The organism is Peribacillus cavernae, from assembly GCF_003989135.1.
Taxonomy (GTDB): domain Bacteria; phylum Bacillota; class Bacilli; order Bacillales; family DSM-1321; genus Peribacillus; species Peribacillus cavernae.
On sequence record NZ_RYZZ01000019.1, the window covers coordinates 1 to 24,513 of the forward strand.

A 24,513-nucleotide genomic window follows, 5' to 3' on the forward strand; every position below is an offset into this window, starting at 1 on the left:
TCGTCGGCAGCGTCAGATGTGTATAAGAGACAGACCATAACCATATCCGCCATAGTTCCGGTTTCCTCCTACTGGGCGAAGAAACACTCTATCTGAAGTAACCCTGTCAATAATCCCCCGATGAGTATGGCCATCATGTGTTTTAATATCTACACATCTGCCAACATATTTATTACACATATTGTAATAACGTGAAACAGACATTACATTACACCTCCAATATATCTGTGAATTTCCAACTCACTAATAGGTTATGTCCACACATGTTGATTGGAATGGTTAAATACACAAGGCGAAAGCGGAAAAGCCTCAAAAGTTTGCCAAAACATTTGCGTTGATCGATATATGTATCATTCCTTGCCGGCATTTCATACAATGGAACATCATATTTCTAATCAAGGGAGAAGATGTCGTGAGTTTTTCCTATCAAGATGCTTTAGCATATTCCCGTATAGGTGGAGCCCACCCAGGCGGAATGATGCTTACTAAGAAGATTTTGCAAAATGAAAAGATTAATCGCCACACAAAAATTCTTGACGCAGGATGTGGAACTGGCCAAACATCTGCCTACCTGGCAAAAACCTTTTCTTGTAGGGTGTATGCAATCGATAGCCACCCAGAGATGATTAAGACAGCAAATCAAAGGTTCACAGAAGAAAACCTATCTATCAAAGTTGTTAAAGGCGATCTAGAAAGTCTGCCCTTTCCAAATGACTCATTTGACTTAATCATCGCAGAATCGTCGACAGCTTTTACAGAGGTTTCTAAATCACTAAAGGAATACTTTCGAGTACTTAAGCCAAGCGGGGCGCTAGTGAATATAGACATGACGGCTGAACAAAAATTGATCATGAATGAGAAAGCGGAAATAATGGAGTTCTATAAAATGAATGAGATATTGACCGAGGAAGAGTGGATAAAGGCGATAAAAAAGGCAGGATTTAAAACAGTTGATATAGTGAAATCCAAATCAATATTGCAAGAATTGGAAGAGTACACGTTTGAGGAGGATGAATTATCCGAGCATCTACCAACCTTTGCAAATGTTGATCCAGAAATAGAGGAAGTTATTGATACCCATCAAAAGCTATTGGTAGCTTTTAGAGAGCAATTGGGATATCGTGTTTTCAAAGCGAAAAAAACGGATTTGTTGACATATCTTTGATTAGTGGTTATCCGTTTTCAGAGGGATTGCAGGAGGAAGATTAACTTAATCGATAAAAAAGAGACGCTAAGAATTTGATGTGGAATTCTAAGTAATTTGTTAAGGCAAGCAGACTTAATTAGCCTGCTTGCCTTAATTTCCAAAGATAGATGTAGCTGATCCAGAATTATGCCTGGAATATCCGGCTGATTTTTGCTATATCCTCATTTGTTAATTGGACATCCAATGTTTTAAGGTTGTTTGTCACTTGATCGGGCCGTTTTGCACCAGGGATTAACACATCAATTGACTCCCGGGTGAGATACCAGGCAAGAACAACATGGGCAACTTCCGAGTTCTTTGCATTGGCAATTTCACGTATCTGCTCAACCTTTTCCAGATTGCGGATAAAAGCTTCTCCCTGGAATAGCGGGTTTTTCGCACGTCCGTCATCAAATTTCGTATCCTTGTTATACTTTCCGCCCAACAGTCCAGCTGCAAGCGGGAAATAAGGGACAAATGAAATGTTGTGTTCCGCAGTATATGGAAGAATATCCTGCTCAACCTCACGTTTAAATAAGTTATATTCAGATTGCAGCACATCTACATAACCGTCTTTATTGGCTTCTTTTAATTGTTCTATCGAAAAGTTTGATACACCGATTGCTTTTATTTTACCTTGGTCCTTTAGTTCCTTTAAAGCCCCAACTGCTTCGTCTTTAGGTGTTTTTTCATCGGGGAAGTGAATGTAAAATAGATCGATATAATCGGTTTGAAGCCGTTTTAAACTACCTTCGACGGCTTCTTTTAAAAAGTGAGGTGAATTATCAATGACTACGTCGCCATCCATGAATTTGTGTGCACCCTTTGTAGCGATTACAATATCTTCCCGATTACCTTTTTCTTTTATTACTTCACCGATTAGTTCTTCTGAGCGTTCAGGTCCGTATATGAACGCGGTATCTAAAAAGTTGATGCCATTGTCTATAGCTGTACGGACCACATCTTTCCCTGTCTCTTCGTTAAGATTCGGATAAATATTATGTCCCCCGACCGCATTCGTTCCAAGTCCAATTTTATTTACATACAAATCTGTTTTCCCGATACGTGTCTTTTCAGTCATTTTTGCTATACATCTCCTTTTCTTAACCTAGTGATATCATAACAAAACAGATAAGAAAAATGGAAATGGTTAGCTTCATGACTCATTTTTTCAGTAATTACCTTTTGCCTTTTTTTCTGACGGGGTTCTCTCTATTTTTTTCTTTTTGACTGGTTAGATAGACGCCGATAAAAACAAGGATACCTCCGATAATCTGTACAAAAGTGATCGATTTACCCAGTACTAAGCTTAGAATGGCAGTAAACACGGCAATTAGATTGAGGTAAATCCCCGCCCGGCTGGCGCCCATATGGCGGAGTGATACATTCCAGAAAATAAAAGACCCCACGGAAGGGAAAATCCCGATATACAAAATGCCTAGCACGGCTTGCTGACTTAGAGGAGGGTTAAAACCCGAAACCATCATAAACGGAAACAATATGACCAGTGCAAGCAGAACGGATGCCGCTGTGGCTGAAATTGGAGGAATCGTTTTCAGCTTTTTCCCTATGATGGAATAAAACGTCCAAACAAGGATAGCCAAAAGCATGAATACATCACCTTGATTATAATCAAGCTGGAAAATTTGCTGCAGCTGGCCTTTGGTCAAGACGAGAAGAACACCCAAAAGGGAAATAATAAGACCAACGCCATTCTTTAGGGGAATTTTCTCCTTGAGGAGTATGGCTGAAAAAAGGACAATGAAAGCTGGATTAATGGAATTAACGAGCGCTGCATTCAGAGAAGTAGTAAACCTCAGCGCCTCATACAATAGATAGTTATACGCGATAATTCCCAATATGGACATAACCAAAAGAATCTTCCATTCTTTCCATACTTCTTTCCAATTTGGACGTTCAATCCAATGTGCAATTGGAAACAGAAGAAAAACAGCGATCAGCCAGCGGAAAAACGTCATTTGCAAAGGGGTCATTTCCGCTACGACATATTTTCCAAACACATAATTACCCGCCCAAAATAGGTTTGCTAAGATTAGGAATAGCAGTACGTATTGTTTTTTCAAAAGCTCAACTCCTTCCATTAATTACAAACTATTCAATCAATATATCATGTCAGCAATTGATTAGTAAGACCCTATGATTGGGAATTCTTAGATAAACACGATAAAATAATTTATAGCAAGTTTTTAAAATATCGATTAAAGGAGCGGTTTTTCATGGACTTTCTACAAAAGATTGAGCCGTATTTGACAACCGATGATATCGTTTTGCAGGAATTTGTCCTCCGTGCCGTAAATGAATACCCTGAAGTGCCAGCTGAATGGACAGAAAGATTATTGGAGAAAGCATTTGCGGCACAGGGAAAGGACACTACTATTTTAATCAAAATTAAGAACCATCACTTAACGGACCGAGCAGCCCGGCTGCTTCTAGAAGGCGCAGACAAGCTGGAAAAGTCAAGACTGCACTTAGTATCGAGCTTACTAAACAATCACCTTGAGCCTGAAATAGCTTTACTCAATAAAGAGAAGTTAAAGCGGTTCATTTCAAATGATACATGGAGTTTTTATGATCTCTTGCTTAAAGGGACAGAAGAGGAAGTATGGGAAGAATACGGTTCCGTTCTTGCCGAGCTGGAAAATGGAACAAGATATAACCATGATTTATTCGTGAAAGCAAAAAGGTTAGTCAAAACTCTTGTCCAAAACGGATCGTGGGATGAAGAGAAAATTAGACTATCCCTCAAAGAAGAATTGCGGGAGGAATGGTTTTCTTTTTCGGGCATTTTTATGGTTTATGCAATCGGGCTGCAGCAATTGGAAGAATACATTCCTCTATTGGCCAGTTTACTGGCAAGTGACGATGATCTTTTACTGGAAGAGGTTTCGGCAGCATTAATTTTATTTCAGTCTGATAAAGTGGTAGAGGCGGTTGCTCGCTATTTACAAAATAAAGAATCAGTTATCTTTGCTGCCGGGGTAGTTGAAAACATAAAGTCACCGCTGGCGGTGAAGGTGTTGAGAAATGCCTATAAGGAAACGGATGACGGAGATGATAGAACTTTTATTTTTGAAGCCTTATGCCACCAACTCTCGGAAGAGGCCTTGCCTGAAGTTGAACATTTTATGGCAGCATACACCACTGGGATCATCGATGCAGAGGAAACGGCATATGGTTTTTATACAATATTAAATATACCGAATCCTAATCTAAAAGAATGGAAAGATGGTGCATATGCCAGGGAAGTAAGTTTTAGAAAAGCGCTTCGGAATAGTAACAGCAGTCCATCCCTCATATTATCAGCAAAAAGCGAAAAGGTCGGGCGCAATGATCCCTGCCCATGTGGAAGCGGGAAGAAATATAAAAAATGTTGCGGTGCTTAAGGAAAGTTACAGGAACTTAATATATATGACGATCAGCTTGGATAAATCTCTATCCAGGCTTTTTTTACGCTTCTTAAGAAACTCTTAAGAATTTTGCTAAGGGAATGTTAAGATTCGCAGGCTAAAATATAGGTAATTCCAAAAATAGACACATGATATAATTTTGAAAGGAGAGTGAGAGAATGAGCCCATTTAATGTGTTAGTTGTGGATGATGAAAAAGAGATTCGCGATGCTATTGAAATATATTTGAAGAATGAAGGAATTACCGTTATCAAGGCAAGTGACGGCATCGAAGCGATCGAAAAGCTGGATGAACAAGTAATTCACCTTATTATCATGGATATTATGATGCCCCGGCTAGACGGGATTTCGACCACGTTTAAGATCCGTGAGCAAAAAAACATTCCTATAATTATTTTAAGTGCAAAAGTAGAAGATACAGATAAAATTCTTGGGCTGCAGATTGGAGCGGATGATTACGTCACAAAACCTTTTAATCCTCTCGAGCTGATTGCCCGGGTAAAGTCGCAGCTGAGACGGTATGTAACCTTAGGTACATATGAGGGGAACGACAAGCTGATTAATTTGAACGGGTTAACACTGGATAAGGAAGCGAAGGAAGTAGCACTTCATGGAGAGACGGTAAAGCTGACACCGATTGAGTATAGAATTGTTGAACTGCTCATGTCCCACGCTGGAAGGGTATTCTCTATCAGTGAAATTTATGAGCGTGTATGGAAAGAACCTTGTTATAACGCGGAGAATACTGTGGCAGTCCACATTCGTAAAATCCGGGAAAAAATCGAAATCGACCCGAAAAATCCAAGATATTTAAAGGTGGTGTGGGGGATTGGATATAAAATGGAAAAATAGCATGTTGCTTATTGTTTGGGTTGTTTTATTTACAATCGGTGTAAGCGGGACCATTTCAGCTTTTTCACACGGCAGTGAATATATCAAGAAGGACTTTTTTCAATCGTCCGAATTTGAAAGTGAATTAAATCGATTCATTGGTCTGCTAAGCATATATGAGTTACATGATAAAACAAAAGAAGAGCTTAAAGAGGGAATCACTGTTTCAAAAGAGGAAATCGATGAGCATCGTAATCAGTATGGTAACTTATCGGAGCAGGTTTCGGATATAGAAAATCAATATGAACTGCAAATTGAGGAGGCCCTGGCCGCAGATAATAAAGAAATAGCAGATTTATATAAAACGGAAAGAGACAAAAAGATAGAAGACATTACAAATAACTTCAAAAACGATGAGTATGTCCGAAAAAAAGTGATCAACGAAGAGGAACAGACAATTGATAAACTTATTAAAGAAAAAGAGAATTATAACCCAGAATTTCAGAATGATAAAACAGCATTTAAATATTATCTGAAGAATACCGGAACGGGGAAGGTCTTTAGCAATTTAAATGGTGTGAAAGAAGAATCTGTTAACGAAATAATAAACAATAAGAACATGCTCTCCATCCAAAGTTACTCTGAAGACAAGAATGGCTACCTCTCTACAGAAGACAGCCTTTCTTATGTAGAGTTTGAAGGTGTTGCTGCTCTTTCAGATTCAGAGGAGAATCAGAAATTTGAAGGACAAATCGCCATCCCGAAATCGTTGTCCGCCGATAATGATCTGATGACCCAGTATCATGATTTCCGCGAAAGACAAATCTTTTATTACGTGTACTCAGGTATTGGCATCCTTGCCTTATTTCTAAGTTTGTATATCTATAAAAAAACACGTCCATTCAACTTTATTTCATCTTTAAAATGGGCTGGGTATTATCAGTGGATACCACTTGACGTAAGACTCATTGCCTTTATGATTTGTTTTCCAGCTATGCTTGCTGCTATAAGTTTTAGCAGTGATATTTATATGTACGGTGACGCCTTTTATAGTCTCGGGAAATTAACTTTCGCCTTGCCTTTGGCAATTGTGTTCGTTACTGTGACACTTCTCCAGGGAAGCCTGCTTATATCCGGCTTCAAAGAAATCGGTAATCTGAAAGAAGAGTTAAAAAACGGTCTGATTTATAGAGGATATCTTGTTTTCATGCAATCCTTCCTATATAAAAGCATGGGCGTTCAAATGCTCGCTCTATTAATAGTGATATTTGCTTCAGGTTTTGGTGTTGGATTTTTACTTTATAATCCGCAGGAGGTAGGCACTTATGTAATTCTGTTTATATTAGTCACAGTCCCTTTCCTCGCTGTCTTAATTATACGTATGGGGTATTTTAATAGCATCGTTAAAAACTCTAGTGAGCTGGCCAAAGGGAATCCGGGGCCGGATCTTCCTGTAAAAGGGCACTCCGTCTTGGCTAAACTGGCTGGCAGCATTAACACTTTGAAGCACGGAGTTAATGCCTCGCAAAAAGCGCAGGCAAAGAGTGAACGCTTAAAAACGGAGCTGATTACAAATGTCAGCCATGATCTTAGGACGCCGTTGACCTCGATTATTTCTTATACGGAATTGCTTAAAACACCGGATTTGGCAGGTAAGGACAGGGAAGCATACATTCAAATTATTGACCGCAAATCAAAACGCTTAAAGGTTCTGATCGACGATTTATTCGAAGCTTCAAAAATGGCGAGCGGGAATATTGAGCTTGTGAAAGCAAAAGTGGATATTGTTCAGCTCCTGCAGCAGGCGCTGGCTGAACATGATGAAACGATAAAGGCGTCGACTTTGCAGTTAAGGGTGTCGACACCTGAAAAGCCTGTCTACACATTTGTAGATGGACAAAAGGTATGGCGAGTCTTTGATAATCTAATTGGCAATATTCTTAAATATTCTTTGGAACATACAAGAGTTTACATTACTTTGGGTGCTGAAAACCGCCATGTGGTGATTACTTTCAAAAATATATCCAAGTATGATCTCGGTGGAAATATCGACGAACTGATCGAGCGTTTTAAACGTGGGGATACTTCCCGTCATACAGATGGTTCCGGGCTCGGGCTCGCCATAGCCAAATCGATTGTCGACCTTCACGAAGGCAACCTGGATATCGAGGTAGACGGAGACCTGTTCAAGGTAACAGTTGAGTTGGAGACGATATAATAAACCATCAGGCCACAAAAAGATGACCCCGATGTCAAAGCGGTGGTCATCTTTTGACGTATTTTTGTGATGCAAGGGCTTCTATTTCATGGGATAAATAGGTTGTTATCCCATGGTTATCACGTTGTGCCGAACGATACATAGCCAGTGCAACAGTCTTTGCCTGGATCGCTTTATATCTTTTCAGTGATCCGACTAGTAGAAAGGATAGAAGCGGTAAGATGGAAGCAGCAGCTGACTCTCCCAGTCTGAATTCTTTTCTGTTCCCTAACAAAAGGGAAGGCCTGAAAATGTTCAAGGATGGAAATCCGACCTTTTTGACTTCCTGTTCCAGGACTCCTTTCATACGGGAATACCAAATGCGCGAATCGGGATCGGCCCCCATTGAACTTATGACCAGAAATTGCTTAGCTGCATTTTCATAGGCCAGCTTTGCCACTGCCAAAGGGTAGCCGATGTCCACTTTTGCCATTTCTTCTCTAGTCTTTGCCTTTTTAATGGTCGTGCCTAAACAACAGAAAACATCATCAACATCAAAACGTTCCCGATGGGTATCCAAACGGTCAAAATCGACTGGTACTTCCAGCAATTTGGGATGTTGAATCCCAAGCGGTTCGCGAACCAATGTGACAACCCTGCGATAATCCCGTTCATTCAGCAGATATTGCAGTAATTCACGGCCGACCAGTCCGCTCGCACCCACGATTAAAGCAGATTTCTCTCCCAAGTTTATTAGCTCCTCCGCAGTTCAGGTGACTTTTAACATCATAAATGCTTCTAAAATGGCCTTGTACCTCCACTAGTAGCAACATTGAATGGTGGCTCTTTCTGGTCCCTTATTGCTGCTGCGTACGTTCTACCCCTTTTTCAGTCACGGCAAAGTCCCGGGTCAATGTTTTTATTTTGTCCACTAGACGAAAGCGCAGGGCCGACCAATCCTCATCGATGGCAATTTGCCTGACCGGCTCATAGCCTTCATCCGCAAGTAAACCCGTTACGGTTTCCCTGCTGCAATCCGAGCCTTTAAAGGCCTTTGACGATTTCTTCGGGTAGCATAACCATAGCAATCCATCTTCTGATATCGCCTTTGAAGCCTTCCGAGCCAGCGTTTGCAGTTCTGCATTTGTTGTTCCAAAGACTTGTACAAAATCGTAGACTTCAGTGTTTTGTACCTGATGTACTTCTCCAAGGAATGAAGCGATTACTTCATCGTATGCATGAGGGGCATTAAGAATCAGTACAGGCTGTCCTTGATCCTTGAATTGTAGTTTCTTTAAAACGGGTGAAAATTCAGGCATTGGCAAGAATCCTTTCTTATTAGAATTTTAGGATTTAGGGAACCAGATAATTTTTTGTCAGTCACTTGGTTTAACTATATGAAACGAGCTGGTGCAATGTCAAACCATTCATTTAAAAGCTGCACAATTATAATCAATCCGCTTCATTTATCACGCAAAGAGCCATGTCTGCCTTCATGAAAGATGGATCATTTGAGCGACATGTCCGTAAAATGAAGAAAGTCTATCAGGCGAAGCATAAGGCATAAGGCATTAGTAAGTGCGCTGGAGTCTTACCTGGGTAATCGCGTAAAAGTAATAGGAGGCAAAGCAGGGTTGCATCTTTTACTTCATGTAGAAGATGCTGGTGAAGGTGACTTGGTTGAAATGGCCGCAAAATATGGAGTGAAAGCCTATTCACCTTCTAAATACTGGTTCGATAAAGAGAAGAGCCCGCCATCAATGATTATGCTTGGATTTGGCGGCATGACAGAAAAAGAAATTGATGAAGGGATTTCCTTTTTAGAAAAAGCCTGGTTTCAGTAAACAATTTCTAGAAAGGATTTCTTATATAAAAATAATATTTTTAAAAAATGGAAGAAGGATACCCTCCTACGATGTAAGCGCTTTTAATGTTTCGGAATTAAAAAAGTTATTTACATATTCAGAAAACTTATGTTAGGATAACAAAAACAACAAGAAATGGAGAACAGGGTAAGGCATCAAGCGGAAGTTAGTCGACGTCCCTTTTTACTGGGCACATGCGCTTTTCTTACTTGAAACAAATAGATTGAAAATTACAACACGTTACTACAAGAGAGGTGCAGAAGAGATGAAAAAGTATATCGCAGACAGAATGTATAAAGCTTCAGCAGGAATTGCCAATGCGGTTTTGGTGACACTAGGGATTGGCTTGCTGTTTGAAACGATTGGGAAATTTATCGGTTGGGAGGCCTTTATCGGAATAGGTTCAGCGGCAAAGGTGTTGCTCGCACCTGCCATTGGTGCAGGGATTGCCTATCAATTGGGGGGCAATACGTTAGTCGTTTTTAGTGCAATGGCTTCCGCTGCAGTGGGAGGGGCGGCGATCCACCCAACTGCCGAGGGACTCTTCACGATTGTACCGGGTCAACCGATCAGTGCGGTACTTGCTGCCGCAGTTGCAACCTATGTAGGTAAGCGCCTGACAGGAAAGACTAAACTCGATATGATGGCCATTCCGGTTGGGGCCATATTAGCAGGAGGTGTCATCGGTATTGGGTTAGCGGCTGTGACAACACCGTTGTTGCAATGGCTGAGCGGAGAGATTACATCTTCTGTCCAGGGCTCTCCAATCATCGCTTCCATGGTCATTGCATTAGTTTGGAGTATTTTATTGATGACACCGGCTTCTTCGGCAGCGATTGCGATTGCTTTGCAAATGGATCCCGTTTCAAGCGCCGCGGCTTTAATTGGCTGCACGGTCCAGTTTGTCGGATTTACGGCAATGTCGCTTCGTCAGAATGATCTTGGCGGTTTTCTGGCTCAGGTTGCCGTTACGCCAAAGGTGCAGTTCCCAAATCTTATTAAAAATCCAAGGCTGGTGATTCCGCCCTTTGTTGCGGCAATCATTTGTGCACCGATTGCAACAATCGGATTCGACTTTCAAGTTTCTTATGAGCTGGCAGGGCTTGGTTTGAATTCATTCATCGCTCCACTGAACATTTTAGCGACGCAGGGAATCAACGGGTTCTTGATTTATATTGCAGTCGGAGTGGTTCTGCCAATTGCGATTACACTTGGGTTATATCAGCTTATTAAAATGATCGGCTGGACGAAAACAGGCGATTTGCATATGGAGATTCAATAATTCACTGAAAGGAGCACAGCCAAGCGGCTGTGCTCCTTTCTTTATTTTTTGGTTTACAAATTGGTGCGCAATCTTTTCCTGTAATCAAGCGGGAATCTTTTCACTTAAGCGAAAACCTCCTTTTTAAAGCGAAAAAATCGGTATTCAAGCGAAAAGTTTCCTTCATTTAAGCGAAATTTCCTTTTTAGTTCAGCAGAAAAAAACAGCAGTTCACTTTGGAAATGTTATAGAACATCGTTATAATGGTATCGTACATATTTAAGACCGGTCGGTAGTAAGAACTGGCAGATAGGATGTATACCCATGCAAACAGAAATAAACGTTAAAGTAAAACAAAAATACGCAGGTAAACTCAGTAAAGGTTTTCCGCTGATCAGCAAGGATGCCCTAATAACTGAAAATGAGCTGAAGGCGGAGGGATCGGTCATCAGACTTGTGGATGAGAAAAACCGCTTTCTGGCAAAAGGCTATTACGGCAGGCAAAATAAAGGTTATGGCTGGGTGTTGACCCGGAACGAGAATGAGAGAATAGACCAGAAGTTTTTCGATAATAAGATCAGGAGTGCATATGAGTATCGAAAGGGGTTCTATAGTGACAAGGATACAACAGCTTTTCGCTTGTTTAATGGCGAAGGGGACGGAATCGGCGGCCTAACCATCGATTATTATGACGGCTATTATGTGATTAACTGGTACAGCGAAGGGATTTATGCATGTAAGGATTATATTATCAAAGCATTAACGGGTACGGTTACGGTGAAAGCCGTTTATCAGAAGAAACGGTTTGATGCAAAGGGGCAGTATGTCGAGGAGAACGATTTCGTGGTTGGACAGGAGCCAGTATTTCCGCTTATCGTAAAGGAGAGCGGCGTAAATTTCGCCGTGCATTTAAATGATGGAGCAATGGTCGGCGTATTTCTTGATCAGCGTGAGGTCAGAAAAGCCATCCACGATCGTTATTCAAACGGAAAAAATGTCTTGAATATGTTTTCGTATACCGGAGCCTTTTCGGTGTTTGCCGCTTTAGGAGGGGCAGTGAAAACGACAAGTGTTGATCTGGCCAATCGAAGCCTTCCGAAAACAATCGAACAGTTCAGCGTAAATGGCATTGACCATACGACCCAGGACATTATTGTTGAGGATGTTTTCAAATATTTTAAATATGCCGTGAAAAAACAATTAAAATTTGATATGGTGGTACTTGACCCGCCCAGCTTTGCAAAGTCCAGGAAATTCACCTTCAGTGCCGCAAAGGATTATAAAAACCTGCTGAAAGACACGATTGCGATAACAGAGGATAACGGAATCATTGTCGCCTCAACAAATAGCAGCGCCTTTGATATGAAAAAGTTTAAAGGCTTCATCGACGCGGCGTTCAAAGAAAGCAATATTGGCTATAGGTTGATCGAGGAATTCTCACTTCCAGAGGATTTTAAAACAATAAGCGAGTTCAAAGAAGGAAACTATTTAAAAGTTGTATTTATTAAGAAACTAAAGAAGTGAAATAAGAAGCATTGTCTCCACTTTTCAAGAAAAATTAAAATATTGTTTCACGTGGAACATGATAAAGATTCATTTTGAAGTTTCAATGTAAAATAATATGACTTGCCAACGGAGAGATAATCATGGGAAATCAACCGAAAACATCTGAAGTGATTGAGCTCTGTATGCTGGCGGGAAGAATTATGATGGAAAGCGGTGCGGAAACATATCGGGTTGAAGATACGATGACCCGCATAGCTGCCTCGTTCGGAATCGATCATTCACACAGCTTCGTTACTCCAACAGGAATTATATTTTCCATTGATGGCGATGATCCAAGCAAATTTAACCGGATATCAAAACGGTCTACCGATTTAAAGAAGGTTACTGCCGTAAACAGCATTTCTAGGCAAATCAGCAACGTGGAGATAACGGCAAGAGAAGCACTTATTGAATTAAGGAGAATCGAAAGGGCAAATCTCGCTTATCCGATCTGGCTGCAAATTTTTGCGGCATTTATTTCAAGCGGCTGTTTTTTGATTATGTTCCAAGGCAGGTGGGATGATTTTATTCCAGCATGCGTGGCTGGAGGAATCGGCTTTTCTTGTTTAATCTATTTACATCGCTTGCTTGAAATAAAGTTTTTCGCAGAATTCCTTTCGTCTTTCATTATTGGCTTACTCGCCTTTTTATTTGTACACACAGGAATTGGCAATGAGGTGGACAAAATCATTATTGGGTCAGTTATGCCGCTCGTGCCCGGGCTATTGATTACGAATGCAGTGCGTGATTTAATGGCAGGGCATCTGGTTTCAGGGATCTCGAAGGGTGCGGATGCATCTCTAACTGCCTTTGCGATTGGATCGGGGATTGCCGCGGTATTTTCATTTTACTAAAAACAATGGGGTATATGTATGCTGGCACAGCTTTTTACTAGTTTTATCGCATCGGCTGCTTTTGGAGTGATCTTTAATGTTCCGAAAAAGTCATTAATGCAGTGCGGATTTGTCGGGATGACTGGCTGGCTGCTCTATTATGGACTTGTCGAGTACACTATTGACAGCGTCATTGCTACCCTGGCAGCTGCTTTTGTGGTCGCATTAATTAGTCAGACCTTTGCTAAAATATACAAAACGCCGATTATTATCTTTAATGTATCGGGCATTATTCCACTGGTTCCTGGGGGACTTGCTTACGATGCCATGCGGCACTTTGTCAGCAATGATTACAGTGTCGCTGTCCAGCTCGCTGTAAAAACATGTATGCTATCTGGAGCCATTGCGATGGGACTCGTTTTTTCCGAGGTTATGAATCAGCTAGTAAAAAAATATAATCAGAATAAGCACTAATCGGGCAGGGATCATTCATTCCTGCCTGTTTGGGTTGTCTTTGAAAAGAGGAATTGCTGAAAATTGGAGGAAATTGTTTAGAAGGCGCTTTCCTTCTAGATGGAATGGAGCCACAATAAGCTTACCAGAGGCAAAACTGGATGGCCCAATTTACACCTTATCTTAAGCTCTATTAAATGTCTTATTAATTAAAGTGATTACATCGTTAAAAAGTGCAAAAAAGAAACAGCCTGCATACAGCGAGGTGACTCGCTGTGTATGCAGGCTTATTTCCTTAATTAATTTATTCTCCAACAGGTTTAATCCCGGTATTGGCTTGAACCAAAATTTCATCAAACTTCTTCGCATCCGCTTTTTTACTGGATACCAGCGTTCCGACAATGGCAGCAATGAAGCCAAGCGGGATTGAGATAATACCCGGGTTCGTGAGTGAAATAAGCGGGTCACCGACTAAAATGGCAACACCTTTTTCAGGATTCCATACGTTAGGACTGATCGCCACAAGGAACAGGGCACTGAACAGGCCTACGAGCATGCCAGTGACCGCCCCTGTCGTGTTAAATCGCTTCCAGAAAATTGTAAACAGGATAATCGGCAGGTTGGCACTTGCGGCTACCGCGAAGGCAAGCGCTACAAGGAAAGCAACGTTCAAAGTCTGGGCGAATAGCGCCAGGATAATTGAGACGATCGAAACGCCAATTGAAGCCCACCTGGCAGCGACAACCTGTTCTTTTTCCGTTGCCTGCCCACGGCGCAAGATATGGCTGTAAAAATCATGGGCGAAGGCAGATGCTGCCGAAAGAACTAGCCCTGCGACAACAGCAAGTATCGTTGCAAAGGCAACCGCAGAAATGAATGCAAATAAGAAATCACCGCCAAGTGCCTGAGCGAGCAGTGGTGCCGCCATGTTGCCAGCCGCATTTGCTTCGATTATTTTGTCATATCCGACGAAAGCGGCGGCCCCAAAACCTAGGAAGATGGTCATGATATAGAAAACGGCAAGAATCCAGGTTGCATAGACAACCGACTTGCGTGCTGTGATGGCATCCTTCACCGTGAAGAAACGAATCAAGATGTGCGGGAGTCCCGCAGTTCCTAAAACGAGTGCCAGGTTAAGTGAGATTGTATCTATCGGATTCTTAAATTTATTGCCTGGGTTCAGATAATTTTCTCCCAATGGGGTAGCTGTTTTCATTTCATTGAACATTTGTACGATGCTGAAATCAAACTTTGCAAACACCATAATCGAGATGACAAAAGTTCCTCCCATAAGCAGAATCGCTTTGACAATCTGGACCCAGCTTGTGGCCACCATCCCGCCAAATACTACATATATGGTCATCAGCACTCCGACGATTAACACGGAATAAACATAATCTATACCCAGTAATAATTTTATAAGTGCGCCTGCGCCGACCAATTGGGCGATCATATAAAAAGTAGAGATCGTTATCGTATTTAAAGCGGCAACCCCCCTGACTTTTTTTTCGTTAAAACGGGCTGCTATCATGTCAGCAAGTGTATATTTTCCTAGATTTCTTAAAGGTTCGGCTACAACAAATAAAACGACAAGATAGGCAACTAGGAAGCCGATGCTATAGAAAAAACCATCAAACCCCGAAAGCGCTACCATCCCGGCTATACCTAAAAACGAAGCAGCCGACATATAATCTCCTGCAATCGCAAGTCCATTTTGCCAGCCTGTAAGACTGCCGTCTGCTGTGTAAAAGTCACTTGTCGTTTTTGTTCTTTTTGCGGCCACAAAAGTGATGACAAGTGTTAAAGCCACGATAATGATAAATAACGTAAATGCTAATACATTCATGAATGCTTATCCCCCTTAACCCCTGGTTTCTTTCTTTATTTTTTCAACTATTTCATCAAACTTCCTGGCTTTACGGGTATAGATCATACATAAAGCGATCGTCATGACGAATTGGGCAAAAGCGAAGACCCAGGCCCAGCTTACGGATGCAAAAGCCGGCTTGTTCAGAACCGTGGAGTAGACAGTCATAATGGGCAGCGCAAAATAGAATACCATGAAGAAGATGGACATGGGAACGATGAATTTCTTTTTCTGGTGCATCAGTTCTTTAAAAGATGAGGACTGGACGACTTCCGTGTAATCGTCCTCTGCTCTTCCGAGCTTTTTCTTTACTGCAGCTCCATTCAGTGCCAATAGATTTTCCCCCTTTAGCTTAATGAATGGCCATTCACCCGCCCTTTATCAGGCAAATGACCTATCCAAGGAGTATTATACTGTTTTCAGAAAAAAAAGTAAATTCCGAAATAAGGTTAAACTTCTAAATAATGGATTTAACACCCAAACCGGAAAAAAGAGAATATGTTTGCATAGTAAAAGAATAGGGTAGAAGGAGCTAGTTATCTTATATATACTAGCAACAAATCCAGCATTCAGTGCAGAGGAGGTCACTTTTAAGAAAAAAGCAGGGATTTTGTTGAAGTATCCCGAAGTAATAGTAGCAAGAATACATAGTACAGGAGGTTTACTTATGAAGAAATTTCGTGTCCTTAGTTTGTTTTTTGTGATGATGCTGTCTTTAACAGCCCTATCAGGCTGCGGTACAGCGGATGAAACCACAGGCAGCGGCGCCAAGGATAAGGTGTATACGGTTGGGGTAGATACGACATATCCGCCATTTGAATTTGAAGAAGGCGGGGAATATAAAGGAATCGATATTGAACTTATTAATGAAATTGCTAAAAACCAGGGATTTAAAATAAAATTGAATCCAATGGATTTCGGTGGCATCATCCAAGCTATGCAAGCTGGGGAGCTCGATGTGGCCATTGCCGGAATGAGCATCACTGACGACCGCAAAAAAGTAGTGGATTTTTCAGACCCGTACTTTGATGCAGGGCTTTCCCTCGTTGTCAAAAAAGGGTCGACTGATATTAAGACGATGGATGACTTGAAGGGTAAGAAGGTAGCCGTCAAGAAAGGCACAACCGGTGCGACCTATGCAACCGAACATGCTGATGAAAAAGGCTATAAAGTGGTTCAGTTCAATGACAGTCCGGCCATGTTCCAGGAAGTTTCCAATGGAAATGCCGATGTCCTGCTCGAGGATTATCCGGTCATTGCCTATGCGATTGCTCAAAAAGACCTTGGCCTTGAGATTGTCGGCGACCGCTTGAATGGCGACCAATATGGCATTGCGGTTTTAAAAGGTGAAAATAAAGATCTCCTGGATAAAATCAACAAGGGGCTCAAAGAACTTAAAGACAATGGAAAGTATGATGAAATTCTGAAAAAATATTTAGGCGAATAATAGATAGCTGCTCAGAGGGCGCGCACAGGGCGTGTCTTCTTTTAGATGAAAGAAGTATATCTTTTTTTGGACTTCAGAAGATGTCTAGCGCAAGCCTAGCCCCACCGCACAGGACGTGCGATCTTAGTCGGCCTTGAGGTCATAAGTCAATCACAGCAAGAAGGCTGAACTAGGCGCTTGCGCTTTTCTTTTTGAGAGGAGAGAATGCGGGTGGATATAATCAGTGCGGCTTTTCCTTATTTGATGAAAGGCCTTCAAGTTACGTTATACATTTTTATCATTGCAATCATTATCGGTTTCATAATCGGGCTGGTAGTCGCTTTATTGAGGCTAGCGCCTATAAAACCGCTAAATTGGATCGCGCTTATTTTTATTAATGCGATTCGCGGGACACCATTCTTGGTTCAATTGTTTTTTATTTATTTTGGTCTTAATTCGCTGCCGTTCATTTCCTTTAACAGTACTACGGCTGGTATCATTACCGTTGCCATAAACGCAGGGGCTTATTTTGCGGAAATTATCCGTGCCGGTATCCAGTCGATTGATAGAGGCCAGTCAGAGGCGGCTAGATCCCTGGGATTGACTGGTTTTCAAAATATGTATCATATCGTGTTGCCACAGGCTTTCCGCAGGATGCTGCCGACAATCACAAACCAATCGATTATTAGTTTAAAGGATACGTCGCTGCTGTCTGTCATTGGAATCGCCGATTTGACACAGCAGGGGGAAATCCAGTCTTCAGCAACCTTTGAGGCCTTTAAAATCTGGCTGATCGTGGGCATTATCTATTTTATTGTTATCTACCTGCTCACGTTGATAGCTAATTTCCTTGAAAGGAGATTTGTGCTCAGATGAGTATCATTACAGTAAAGAACCTAAAAAAGTCGTTTGGAAACCTTGAGGTACTTAAAAATATCAATGCTGAAATCAAAGAACGTGAAGTAGTCTGTGTCATCGGGCCTTCCGGTTCAGGCAAAAGCACCTTTTTACGCTGTTTAAATCGGCTGGAGGAGATTACGGATGGCCACGTCATTATCGATGGACAGGACATTACCGATCCGAAAGTCAAAATAAACGAAGTGAGGCAAGAGGTGGGCATGGTATTTCAGCAGTTTAACCTGTTTCCCCATAAAACCGTTATGGAAAACATCACCCTCGCTCCAATGAAAGTCCGTTCTTCCTCCAAGGATGAAGCAGGGACAAAGGCACTGGAGCTGTTGGATAAGGTCGGATTAAGAGAAAAAGCGGAGAGCTATCCGGAACAACTATCAGGCGGACAAAAGCAGCGAGTTGCTATTGCGAGGGCCCTGGCGATGGAACCCAAAATCATGCTGTTTGACGAACCAACCTCTGCCCTTGATCCGGAAATGGTCGGCGATGTGCTGGAAGTTATGAAACAGCTGGCCAAAGAGGGAATGACCATGGTCGTCGTCACGCATGAAATGGGCTTTGCAAGGGAAGTCGGGGACAGGGTCCTTTTCATGGATGGCGGCTACATCATGGAAGAGAATGTACCGAGCGAGTTATTCAACAATCCAACACATGAACGGACAAAGGCATTTTTAAGTAAGGTTTTGTAAGTAAAGGCGGACTTTTTTGTAAAGTCCGCTTTAATTGTGCCAATAAAAAGCTTACATTCTTGTTTTTGAGATTGCATTCCTTACCTTTTCCAGAGATTGTTTTGCTTTTCCTTTGTTCTTCATCATCACATTTACGTAAAGTGCATCAATTAGGCTTAGTTGGCTGATCCTTGATGCTAATGCTTCTGAGCGGTATTCTGTCTCTTCAGAGCTTGTAATCAGGACAACATCGACCTTTTGGCTGAGCGGGGATTTCGGGAAGCTGGTGATTCCAATCGTTTTGGCGCCGGTCTCGTTTGCGGTGTTTAAAATGCGTATGGTATCTTTGTTGGCCCCTGAATGTGAAATTACGACAGCGACGTCGTCCGCTGTCAACTGTGACGCTGACATTAACTGAAAGTGGGAATCCATAAAGGCGAATGTTTGGACACCTGTTCGGAGAAATTTATGGTAGGCATCCATGGCGATGACAGAGGATCCTCCTGCCCCGTAAAATTCAATTCGCCTTGCATGTAAAAGCAGGGCTACTGCCTTTTTTAAAGAGTCGGAATCCAGGATTTCCAGAGTATTTTCCAGTGATCTGTTGTTCGACTTGAAAATTTTTTCCGCTACTGCTTTTTCATTATCCTGCTCCGTTATTTGTTCATGGATTTGCTGAATTGGCGTCATGATTTCCGAAGCAAGCGCTATTTTCATCGCCTGGTACCCTTTAAAGCCGATCCGTTTACAAAAACGAAAAACAGTTGCATCCGCAACATTCAAATTTTCGGCGACCTCATTAATCGTACTGTGAATAATTTCCTCCGGATTCTCCAATATATAATCAGCAATTTTTTTTTCTTTTTCACTAAAACGTACATAATAAGACCGTATCTTTCCCAAGCAATTTTGTGTCATAAAGAAAAAGTTCCTTTCATGATTATGAAAAAAGTATATCATAAAGCAAGTTATGAAAAAAAATTTCTTAGAAAGGTTTTCATATTGAAAAAAATTTCTTATAATAGAGAGTATTGACGAAAATTTTTTTGAAAAGGTGATTGACGATGAAGGTAGGAATAATAGGTCTTGGAAAGATGGGATTTAACCTTTCGTTAAATGTAATGGGCAAGCATGAAGTGGTTGCTCATGATGTAGATGCTGCCAATATAGAAAAACTGGCTGCCGCCGGAGGAAAAGGCGTATCATCCCTGGCTTCGCTAGCAGAGAGCCTTGAAAGCCCGCGAATCGTCTGGTTGATGGTACCAGCGGGGACGATTACAGAAAATGTACTGGGTGAGTTAAAAGACCTTTTAAGCCCCGGAGACATCGTGATAGATGGGGGCAACTCCAACTATAAGGATTCAATTAGACGCAGTGCTGAATTAAAAGAACTCGGCATTCATTTTCTTGATGTCGGCACGAGCGGTGGCATGGAAGGAGCAAGAAACGGAGTGTGCACGATGATTGGCGGAGATAAAGAAGCCTTTGACTCTGTTGAAGAGCTATTCCGTGATATTTCCGTTGAAAACGGGTATTTATATGCAGGGGGAAGCGGCAGCGGCCATTTCTTGAAGATGGTGCATAACGGGATTGAATATGGAATGATGCAATCAATTGCAGAAGGCTTTGAAGTGTTAGAGAAAAGCCCGTTTGAGTTTGATTACGAAAAGGTTGCCCGTGTCTGGAACAATGGTTCTGTTATTCGTTCCTGGCTAATGGAATTAATCGAAAATGCATTTTCGAAAGATGCCCGACTTGATAGCATCAAAGGTGTGATGCAATCATCAGGTGAAGGGAAATGGACGGTCGAAGCAGCGCTTGACCTGCAGGCTGCCACCCCGGTCATTGCAATGTCGTTAATGATGCGGTACCGTTCTTTAGAAGAGGATACTTTCTCTGGAAAAGTCGTCGCAGCGCTGCGAAATGAGTTCGGCGGCCACAGCGTAGAAAAAAAATAATAAATTAATAAGCGAAAAAAATGATAATTAAGCGAAAACTCCTTTTAATTAAGCGAAACCGCTCCCTATACTGATGTTTGTCAGACTTGCACAGGAAGGATGTCGCCAAAAAAATCATCGATATTTTCGGTTGCGGTGCCTTTCGGGGAAGCATTTCTTAATGCTGACGTCGACGTTTATTTTTAAAAGGCGTTTGCGCTTTTCAAAGGAGGCGGAAGAAATTGAGCACAAAACATGTAATTGGGGTAGACATTGGGACAACTAGTACAAAGTCTGTGTTGTTTTCTGCAGATGGCACGGTTATTTCCAGCCATGGTATCGAGTATCCTTTGTACTCTCCTACTCCTGAAACCGCGGAACAAGATCCGGATGAAATCTTTCAGGCCGTTATCCAATCGATCAAGCAAACTATTCAGAAGGCAAATGTCGATCCTGAAACGATTCTTTGTGTTTCATTTAGCTCGGCGATGCATAGTGTCATTGCAGTCGATACGTACGGCTTGCCTTTAACACGTTGTATTACCTGGGCGGATAACCGCAGTTCCGGATGGTCGGAAAAAATCCTTAATGAAATGGACGGCCATAATATCTATTTGCGAACAGGCACACCGATACACCCTATGTCTCCCTTGTCTAAATTGACATGGCTGCGGAATGAGCAGCCGGATTTGTTTGCCTCAACCTATAAATTCATTTCCATTAAGGAATATGTCTTTTTCAAGCTTTTCGGAAAATACGTAATCGATCATTCTATCGCATCTGCTACTGGAATGTTCAATCTTACGTCGTTAACATGGGACGAAGGTGCTTTACAGGTAGCGGGAATTACCGAAGAGAAATTATCTGAGCTTGTTCCAACTACTTTCAGCCTGAAGGGCTTGAATGAAACATATGCGAAGGAAATGGGGTTGCCGGCGTCGATCCCGTTTGTCGTCGGGGCGAGTGATGGTGTGTTATCAAACCTGGGTGTAGATGCGATCGATCCGGGAGTGGTCGCTGTAACGATAGGTACGAGCGGGGCAATCCGCACTGTTTCTGACCGCCCGGTGACAGACCCGAAAGGACGGATCTTTTGTTATGCATTGACCGAAGATCACTGGGTAATCGGAGGCCCTGTCAATAATGGCGGGATGATTTTCAGATGGATCCGCGATCAACTGGGAGCATCCGAAATTGAAGCTGCCAAGCGGCTCGGAATAGATTCGTATGAAGTTCTCACTGCGATTGCTGCAAATGTGAAGCCGGGAGCTGATGGTTTGCTGTTCCACCCTTATTTGGCAGGGGAAAGGGCGCCGCTGTGGGATGCGAATGCTCGGGGCTCCTTCTTTGGACTTGGTCTGCACCATAAAAAAGAGCATCTGATCAGAGCTGTCTTGGAAGGGGTTATTTTTAACCTGTATACAGTGCTCCTCGCACTTAAGGAATTAATCGGAGAGCCTGTGAAGATTCAGGCCACCGGCGGCTTTGCGCGATCAGAGCTATGGCGTCAGATGATGGCCGATATCTTCAATCAGGAAGTGTTCGTACCGGAGAGTTTTGAAAGCTCCTGCCTTGGGGCAGCCATCCTTGGTTTGTATAGCCTGGGGGAAATCGATTCGCTGAATGTTGTTTCTGAAATGGTCGGTGCAACGCATTACCATAAGCCGAATGAGGAAAACGTCGCGGTTTATGAAGAATTGACACCGATATTCATCCGTTTGCCACGACTTTTGGAGAATGAATATAAAAATATCGCTGATTTTCAAAAGAAAATGATGAAGTAAGGTGAAACTTCCATTTGAATGTACTGCTTCCGATTGTGTTCATTTCCGTTTTAATCGGCATTCTGCAGCACTTTAAAATCCTTCCTTTCATTATGAAAGGAATCGGCCTATTACTAAGCAAAGTGAATGGGATGGGTAAATTGGAATCGTACAATGCCGTTGCTTCGGCATTGGCTTCGTACTATAAATAATCGACACAAAAAAGAAACCAGTACACTCCTGTTGACTACAGGATACGTACTGGTTAACTTTTTAAGTGACATGGGGTTACTCTCTGTGTGCAAATGTGCTTAAGTTCTCTTTGTTTCCAATCACCACTAAGATATCTTCTTCATGAATGATCTGATCGGGTGCGGGAGATACAATGATGTCCCCATTTCTAACCAAGGCAATGACAGTGATGTTAAAGTTTGCACGTATATCAAGCTCACGCAGGCTTTTTTCTGTCATACTTGAAGGGACACTTATTTCCTCTATGCTATAATCCTTAGAAAGTTCGATAAAGTTCAATACATTTGGCGACAGAAGTTGATGGGCCACACGTTCTCCCATATCTTTTTCCGGGAAGATAATCCAATCGGCTCCCACTTTATTTAGGACTTGTCCATGGTGTTTACCGAGAGCTTTGGCGATTACTTTTTTAACTCCTAATTCTTTTAAGAGCAGGGTGGTTAGAATACTAGCTTGCATATCATTACCAATGGCAACAATCACGCAATCAAACTCACCGATTCCAATTGACTTTAATGCTTCTTCTTCCGTGGTATCTGCGACCACCGCATGGGTCACAGATAACTCAATATCTTCGACTCTTTCCTCATCTATATCAATTCCCAGCACTTCTTCGCCAGCTTCATATAATTTTCTAGCTATACTAGTTCCGAATCGGCCCATTCCAATAACAGCGTATTGCAGTTTTGTCATAGCACATCCTACACTCCTTGAAGTTTAGTTAACCAATCATAATTTTTCCCTTTGGAAAACGGAAGGCATCCGGTTTTCGCCTCATAGTGATGGCAAAAGCGATAGTTAAAGGGCCCACCCTGCCGGCAAACATCGTTAAAATGATCAGGATACGGCCAACAGGTGACAGATCCGGGGTTAATCCCATCGAAAGGCCTACAGTAGCAAAAGCAGAAGTAGCTTCAAACAGTATCATTAAAAAGTCTCTTCCGCTTTCCGTAATCGTCAGCAGCATGGTAACGGCTATCACAATAAATAACCCGCTAACGGTAACGGTAAGAGCTTTATATATCGTTTCAACTACAATGCGGCGGCGAAAGAAGACGACATCTTCTTTCCCCCTAATCTGTGACCAGACGGTGCCTAATAAAGTCGCAAACGTAGTCGTTTTTATCCCGCCGCCAGTTGAACCAGGAGAAGCTCCGATAAACATGAGGAAAATAATCAAAAATAAGGTGGGTTGTGTTAAGTCGGGAATATTCAATGTATTGGACCCTGCCGTCCTTGGAGTAATCGCTTGGAACAAGGAAGCCAATACTTTCCCGGGATAAGATAAAGGTTGTAACGTTTTCTGGTTTCCATACTCAAACAAGAGAATTAAGATTGTTCCGGTTACTATTAGAATTAAACTTGTTACCAATACGACCTTCGTATGCAAAGATAAACGCCTGGTTTCCCGGTATTCGAAAATTTCATTCATCACAATAAAACCAATCCCGCCTAGCGTGATAAGGGCACAGACGGTCAGGGTTACGATAGGGTCTTCTGCATAAGGGGTCAAACTTCGAAACTCTCCCATTAAATCAAACCCGGCGTTATTGAAATTTGAAATAGCATGGAAAAAGCCATAATAAATCGCTTTGCCAATTGGCATGTCAATGGAGAAACGAATAGATAATAATATCCCGCCGGCCACCTCAATTACAGCGGTGAAAATTAAGATCCTTCTGACTAACCTAACAACACCTTCCATCGATAAGTTATTTAAAGATTCCTGAAGCAACAATCTTTCTTTTAAGGAGATCCTTTTTCCCAATAAAAAAGCAAACAAAGTGGCAAACGTCATAAATCCTAGTCCACCCAACTGAATCAACGATAAAATGACCAGCTGCCCGAACGTGCTAAAGGTAGTACCTGTATCAACTACGACCAGTCCTGTCACGCATGTTGCCGACGTAGAAGTGAATAATGCATTTAAAAAAGAGAGCCCTTTTCCGTCAACCGTAGCCAAAGGAAGTGTTAACAAGAATGCCCCGATAAAAATAATCACACCGAAACCCAATACAAGAATTTTCGGTGGATCAAAAAAATTTTTCGTTTTTTTCATGGTTATATTCATTCCTTTCGCTTCGCTCAAG

General features: G+C 41.9%; 24 protein-coding genes and 1 pseudogene. 15 read left to right on the plus strand and 10 right to left on the minus strand.

All coding sequences use genetic code 11. The annotated features are described in order from the left end of the window. Positions 1–12 precede the first annotated feature (12 nt). Positions 13–204 carry a hypothetical protein gene (locus ELQ35_RS14205; protein WP_126865485.1) on the minus strand — a complete coding sequence of 64 codons (192 nt, stop codon included), beginning with the start codon at positions 202–204 and terminating at the stop codon, positions 13–15. 208 nt (positions 205–412) lie between these two features. On the opposite strand from ELQ35_RS14205, the gene ELQ35_RS14210 reads away from it, so the two are divergent. After that, positions 413–1,165: a class I SAM-dependent methyltransferase gene (locus ELQ35_RS14210; RefSeq protein WP_126865486.1), complete on the plus strand. Its 753-nt coding sequence runs from the start codon at positions 413–415 to the stop codon at positions 1,163–1,165. A 166-nt stretch (positions 1,166–1,331) separates the two neighbouring features. Here ELQ35_RS14210 and ELQ35_RS14215 read toward each other — a convergent pair whose 3' ends face one another. Both ELQ35_RS14215 and ELQ35_RS14220 read right to left on the minus strand, forming a co-directional pair. Next, entirely contained in the window at positions 1,332–2,267 is a 936-nt protein-coding gene (locus ELQ35_RS14215) for an aldo/keto reductase (RefSeq protein WP_126865487.1), read from the minus strand. A 97-nt stretch (positions 2,268–2,364) separates the two neighbouring features. After that, positions 2,365–3,270, minus strand: a complete 906-nt coding sequence (locus ELQ35_RS14220) for a DMT family transporter (protein ID WP_246026081.1) — start codon at positions 3,268–3,270, stop codon at positions 2,365–2,367. A gap of 153 nt (positions 3,271–3,423) precedes the next feature. Here ELQ35_RS14220 and ELQ35_RS14225 point away from each other — a divergent pair, with 153 nt between their 5' ends. The 3 genes from ELQ35_RS14225 (at position 3,424) to ELQ35_RS14235 (ending at position 7,662) form a co-directional block, all read left to right on the plus strand. Next, on the plus strand, positions 3,424–4,590 hold the full coding sequence (locus ELQ35_RS14225; RefSeq protein ID WP_126865489.1) for a YecA family protein: 1,167 nt from the start codon (positions 3,424–3,426) through the stop codon (positions 4,588–4,590). 182 nt (positions 4,591–4,772) lie between these two features. Then, positions 4,773–5,465 (plus strand): response regulator transcription factor, encoded by a 693-nt coding sequence (locus tag ELQ35_RS14230; protein WP_126865490.1) that lies wholly within the window; start codon positions 4,773–4,775, stop codon positions 5,463–5,465. Continuing rightward, positions 5,443–7,662 (plus strand): sensor histidine kinase, encoded by a 2,220-nt coding sequence (locus ELQ35_RS14235; RefSeq protein WP_126865491.1) that lies wholly within the window; start codon positions 5,443–5,445, stop codon positions 7,660–7,662. The genes ELQ35_RS14230 and ELQ35_RS14235 overlap by 23 nt, the downstream gene beginning before the upstream one ends. 46 nt (positions 7,663–7,708) lie before the next feature. Here the strand turns inward: ELQ35_RS14235 and ELQ35_RS14240 are convergent, their stop codons facing one another. Next, entirely contained in the window at positions 7,709–8,389 is a 681-nt protein-coding gene (locus ELQ35_RS14240; RefSeq protein WP_126865492.1) for an NAD-dependent epimerase/dehydratase family protein, read from the minus strand. A gap of 109 nt (positions 8,390–8,498) precedes the next feature. Beyond that, on the minus strand, positions 8,499–8,960 hold the full coding sequence (locus tag ELQ35_RS14245) for a DUF3052 domain-containing protein (RefSeq protein WP_126865493.1): 462 nt from the start codon (positions 8,958–8,960) through the stop codon (positions 8,499–8,501). A 315-nt stretch (positions 8,961–9,275) separates the two neighbouring features. Between ELQ35_RS14245 and ELQ35_RS14250 the strand changes: the two genes are divergently transcribed. The 5 genes from ELQ35_RS14250 (at position 9,276) to ELQ35_RS14270 (ending at position 13,619) form a co-directional block, all read left to right on the plus strand. Then, positions 9,276–9,485 carry a hypothetical protein gene (locus ELQ35_RS14250; RefSeq protein WP_126865494.1) on the plus strand — a complete coding sequence of 70 codons (210 nt, stop codon included), beginning with the start codon at positions 9,276–9,278 and terminating at the stop codon, positions 9,483–9,485. 286 nt (positions 9,486–9,771) lie between these two features. Beyond that, positions 9,772–10,788 (plus strand): PTS sugar transporter subunit IIC, encoded by a 1,017-nt coding sequence (locus tag ELQ35_RS14255; protein ID WP_126865495.1) that lies wholly within the window; start codon positions 9,772–9,774, stop codon positions 10,786–10,788. A gap of 303 nt (positions 10,789–11,091) precedes the next feature. Then, positions 11,092–12,291: a class I SAM-dependent rRNA methyltransferase gene (locus ELQ35_RS14260; protein ID WP_126865496.1), complete on the plus strand. Its 1,200-nt coding sequence runs from the start codon at positions 11,092–11,094 to the stop codon at positions 12,289–12,291. Between the two features lie 122 nt (positions 12,292–12,413). Next, positions 12,414–13,166, plus strand: a complete 753-nt coding sequence (locus ELQ35_RS14265; protein ID WP_126865497.1) for a threonine/serine exporter family protein — start codon at positions 12,414–12,416, stop codon at positions 13,164–13,166. An 18-nt stretch (positions 13,167–13,184) separates the two neighbouring features. Next, positions 13,185–13,619: a threonine/serine exporter family protein gene (locus ELQ35_RS14270; protein ID WP_126865498.1), complete on the plus strand. Its 435-nt coding sequence runs from the start codon at positions 13,185–13,187 to the stop codon at positions 13,617–13,619. Between the two features lie 283 nt (positions 13,620–13,902). Here ELQ35_RS14270 and ELQ35_RS14275 read toward each other — a convergent pair whose 3' ends face one another. Both ELQ35_RS14275 and ELQ35_RS14280 read right to left on the minus strand, forming a co-directional pair. Next, positions 13,903–15,444 carry a solute symporter family protein gene (locus tag ELQ35_RS14275; protein WP_126865499.1) on the minus strand — a complete coding sequence of 514 codons (1,542 nt, stop codon included), beginning with the start codon at positions 15,442–15,444 and terminating at the stop codon, positions 13,903–13,905. A gap of 15 nt (positions 15,445–15,459) precedes the next feature. Further along, positions 15,460–15,798 (minus strand): DUF485 domain-containing protein, encoded by a 339-nt coding sequence (locus ELQ35_RS14280; RefSeq protein WP_126865500.1) that lies wholly within the window; start codon positions 15,796–15,798, stop codon positions 15,460–15,462. A 334-nt stretch (positions 15,799–16,132) separates the two neighbouring features. Between ELQ35_RS14280 and ELQ35_RS14285 the strand changes: the two genes are divergently transcribed. The 3 genes from ELQ35_RS14285 (at position 16,133) to ELQ35_RS14295 (ending at position 18,492) form a co-directional block, all read left to right on the plus strand. Continuing rightward, positions 16,133–16,912: a transporter substrate-binding domain-containing protein gene (locus ELQ35_RS14285; RefSeq protein ID WP_126865501.1), complete on the plus strand. Its 780-nt coding sequence runs from the start codon at positions 16,133–16,135 to the stop codon at positions 16,910–16,912. A gap of 210 nt (positions 16,913–17,122) precedes the next feature. Next, on the plus strand, positions 17,123–17,767 hold the full coding sequence (locus ELQ35_RS14290; RefSeq protein ID WP_126865502.1) for an amino acid ABC transporter permease: 645 nt from the start codon (positions 17,123–17,125) through the stop codon (positions 17,765–17,767). Continuing rightward, a complete protein-coding gene (locus ELQ35_RS14295; protein WP_126865503.1) occupies positions 17,764–18,492 on the plus strand; it encodes an amino acid ABC transporter ATP-binding protein in 729 nt (242 codons plus the stop codon). The genes ELQ35_RS14290 and ELQ35_RS14295 overlap by 4 nt, the downstream gene beginning before the upstream one ends. Positions 18,493–18,543: 51 nt before the next feature. On the opposite strand, the gene ELQ35_RS14300 is transcribed toward ELQ35_RS14295, so the two are convergent. Next, entirely contained in the window at positions 18,544–19,389 is an 846-nt protein-coding gene (locus tag ELQ35_RS14300) for a MurR/RpiR family transcriptional regulator (RefSeq protein ID WP_126865504.1), read from the minus strand. Between the two features lie 146 nt (positions 19,390–19,535). Between ELQ35_RS14300 and gnd the strand changes: the two genes are divergently transcribed. From gnd to ELQ35_RS14315, 3 genes and pseudogenes are all read left to right on the plus strand, one after another. After that, on the plus strand, positions 19,536–20,429 hold the full coding sequence (gnd, locus tag ELQ35_RS14305) for a phosphogluconate dehydrogenase (NAD(+)-dependent, decarboxylating) (protein WP_126865505.1): 894 nt from the start codon (positions 19,536–19,538) through the stop codon (positions 20,427–20,429). A 221-nt stretch (positions 20,430–20,650) separates the two neighbouring features. Beyond that, positions 20,651–22,192 (plus strand): gluconokinase, encoded by a 1,542-nt coding sequence (gene gntK / locus ELQ35_RS14310; protein ID WP_126865506.1) that lies wholly within the window; start codon positions 20,651–20,653, stop codon positions 22,190–22,192. An 8-nt stretch (positions 22,193–22,200) separates the two neighbouring features. Next, positions 22,201–22,365, plus strand: a pseudogene (locus ELQ35_RS14315) (nucleoside recognition domain-containing protein); the annotation flags it as partial. 94 nt (positions 22,366–22,459) lie between these two features. On the opposite strand, the gene ELQ35_RS14320 reads toward ELQ35_RS14315, so the two are convergent. Together ELQ35_RS14320 and ELQ35_RS14325 are read right to left on the minus strand one after the other, a co-directional pair. Further along, the gene (locus ELQ35_RS14320; RefSeq protein ID WP_126865507.1) at positions 22,460–23,116 is read right to left on the minus strand and encodes a potassium channel family protein; all 657 of its coding nucleotides are present in this window, start codon (positions 23,114–23,116) and stop codon (positions 22,460–22,462) included. A gap of 28 nt (positions 23,117–23,144) precedes the next feature. Next, positions 23,145–24,482, minus strand: coding sequence for a TrkH family potassium uptake protein (locus tag ELQ35_RS14325; protein ID WP_126865508.1), 1,338 nt, complete (start codon positions 24,480–24,482; stop codon positions 23,145–23,147). Between the last annotated feature and the right edge of the window lie 31 nt (positions 24,483–24,513).

Excerpts from the sequence above, each read along its gene's own strand:
- ELQ35_RS14205 (WP_126865485.1), bottom strand. The coding sequence starts at position 204 with ATGTCTGTTTCACGTTATTACAATATGTGTAATAAATATGTTGGCAGA.
- ELQ35_RS14215 (WP_126865487.1), bottom strand. The coding sequence starts at position 2,267 with ATGACTGAAAAGACACGTATCGGGAAAACAGATTTGTATGTAAATAAA.
- ELQ35_RS14225 (WP_126865489.1), top strand. The coding sequence starts at position 3,424 with ATGGACTTTCTACAAAAGATTGAGCCGTATTTGACAACCGATGATATC.
- ELQ35_RS14230 (WP_126865490.1), top strand. The coding sequence starts at position 4,773 with ATGAGCCCATTTAATGTGTTAGTTGTGGATGATGAAAAAGAGATTCGC.
- ELQ35_RS14245 (WP_126865493.1), bottom strand. The coding sequence starts at position 8,960 with ATGCCTGAATTTTCACCCGTTTTAAAGAAACTACAATTCAAGGATCAA.
- ELQ35_RS14255 (WP_126865495.1), top strand. The coding sequence starts at position 9,772 with ATGAAAAAGTATATCGCAGACAGAATGTATAAAGCTTCAGCAGGAATT.
- ELQ35_RS14260 (WP_126865496.1), top strand. The coding sequence starts at position 11,092 with ATGCAAACAGAAATAAACGTTAAAGTAAAACAAAAATACGCAGGTAAA.
- ELQ35_RS14265 (WP_126865497.1), top strand. The coding sequence starts at position 12,414 with ATGGGAAATCAACCGAAAACATCTGAAGTGATTGAGCTCTGTATGCTG.
- ELQ35_RS14270 (WP_126865498.1), top strand. The coding sequence starts at position 13,185 with ATGCTGGCACAGCTTTTTACTAGTTTTATCGCATCGGCTGCTTTTGGA.
- ELQ35_RS14275 (WP_126865499.1), bottom strand. The coding sequence starts at position 15,444 with ATGAATGTATTAGCATTTACGTTATTTATCATTATCGTGGCTTTAACA.
- ELQ35_RS14285 (WP_126865501.1), top strand. The coding sequence starts at position 16,133 with ATGAAGAAATTTCGTGTCCTTAGTTTGTTTTTTGTGATGATGCTGTCT.
- ELQ35_RS14295 (WP_126865503.1), top strand. The coding sequence starts at position 17,764 with ATGAGTATCATTACAGTAAAGAACCTAAAAAAGTCGTTTGGAAACCTT.
- ELQ35_RS14300 (WP_126865504.1), bottom strand. The coding sequence starts at position 19,389 with ATGACACAAAATTGCTTGGGAAAGATACGGTCTTATTATGTACGTTTT.
- gnd (WP_126865505.1), top strand. The coding sequence starts at position 19,536 with ATGAAGGTAGGAATAATAGGTCTTGGAAAGATGGGATTTAACCTTTCG.
- ELQ35_RS14320 (WP_126865507.1), bottom strand. The coding sequence starts at position 23,116 with ATGACAAAACTGCAATACGCTGTTATTGGAATGGGCCGATTCGGAACT.
- ELQ35_RS14325 (WP_126865508.1), bottom strand. The coding sequence starts at position 24,482 with ATGAAAAAAACGAAAAATTTTTTTGATCCACCGAAAATTCTTGTATTG.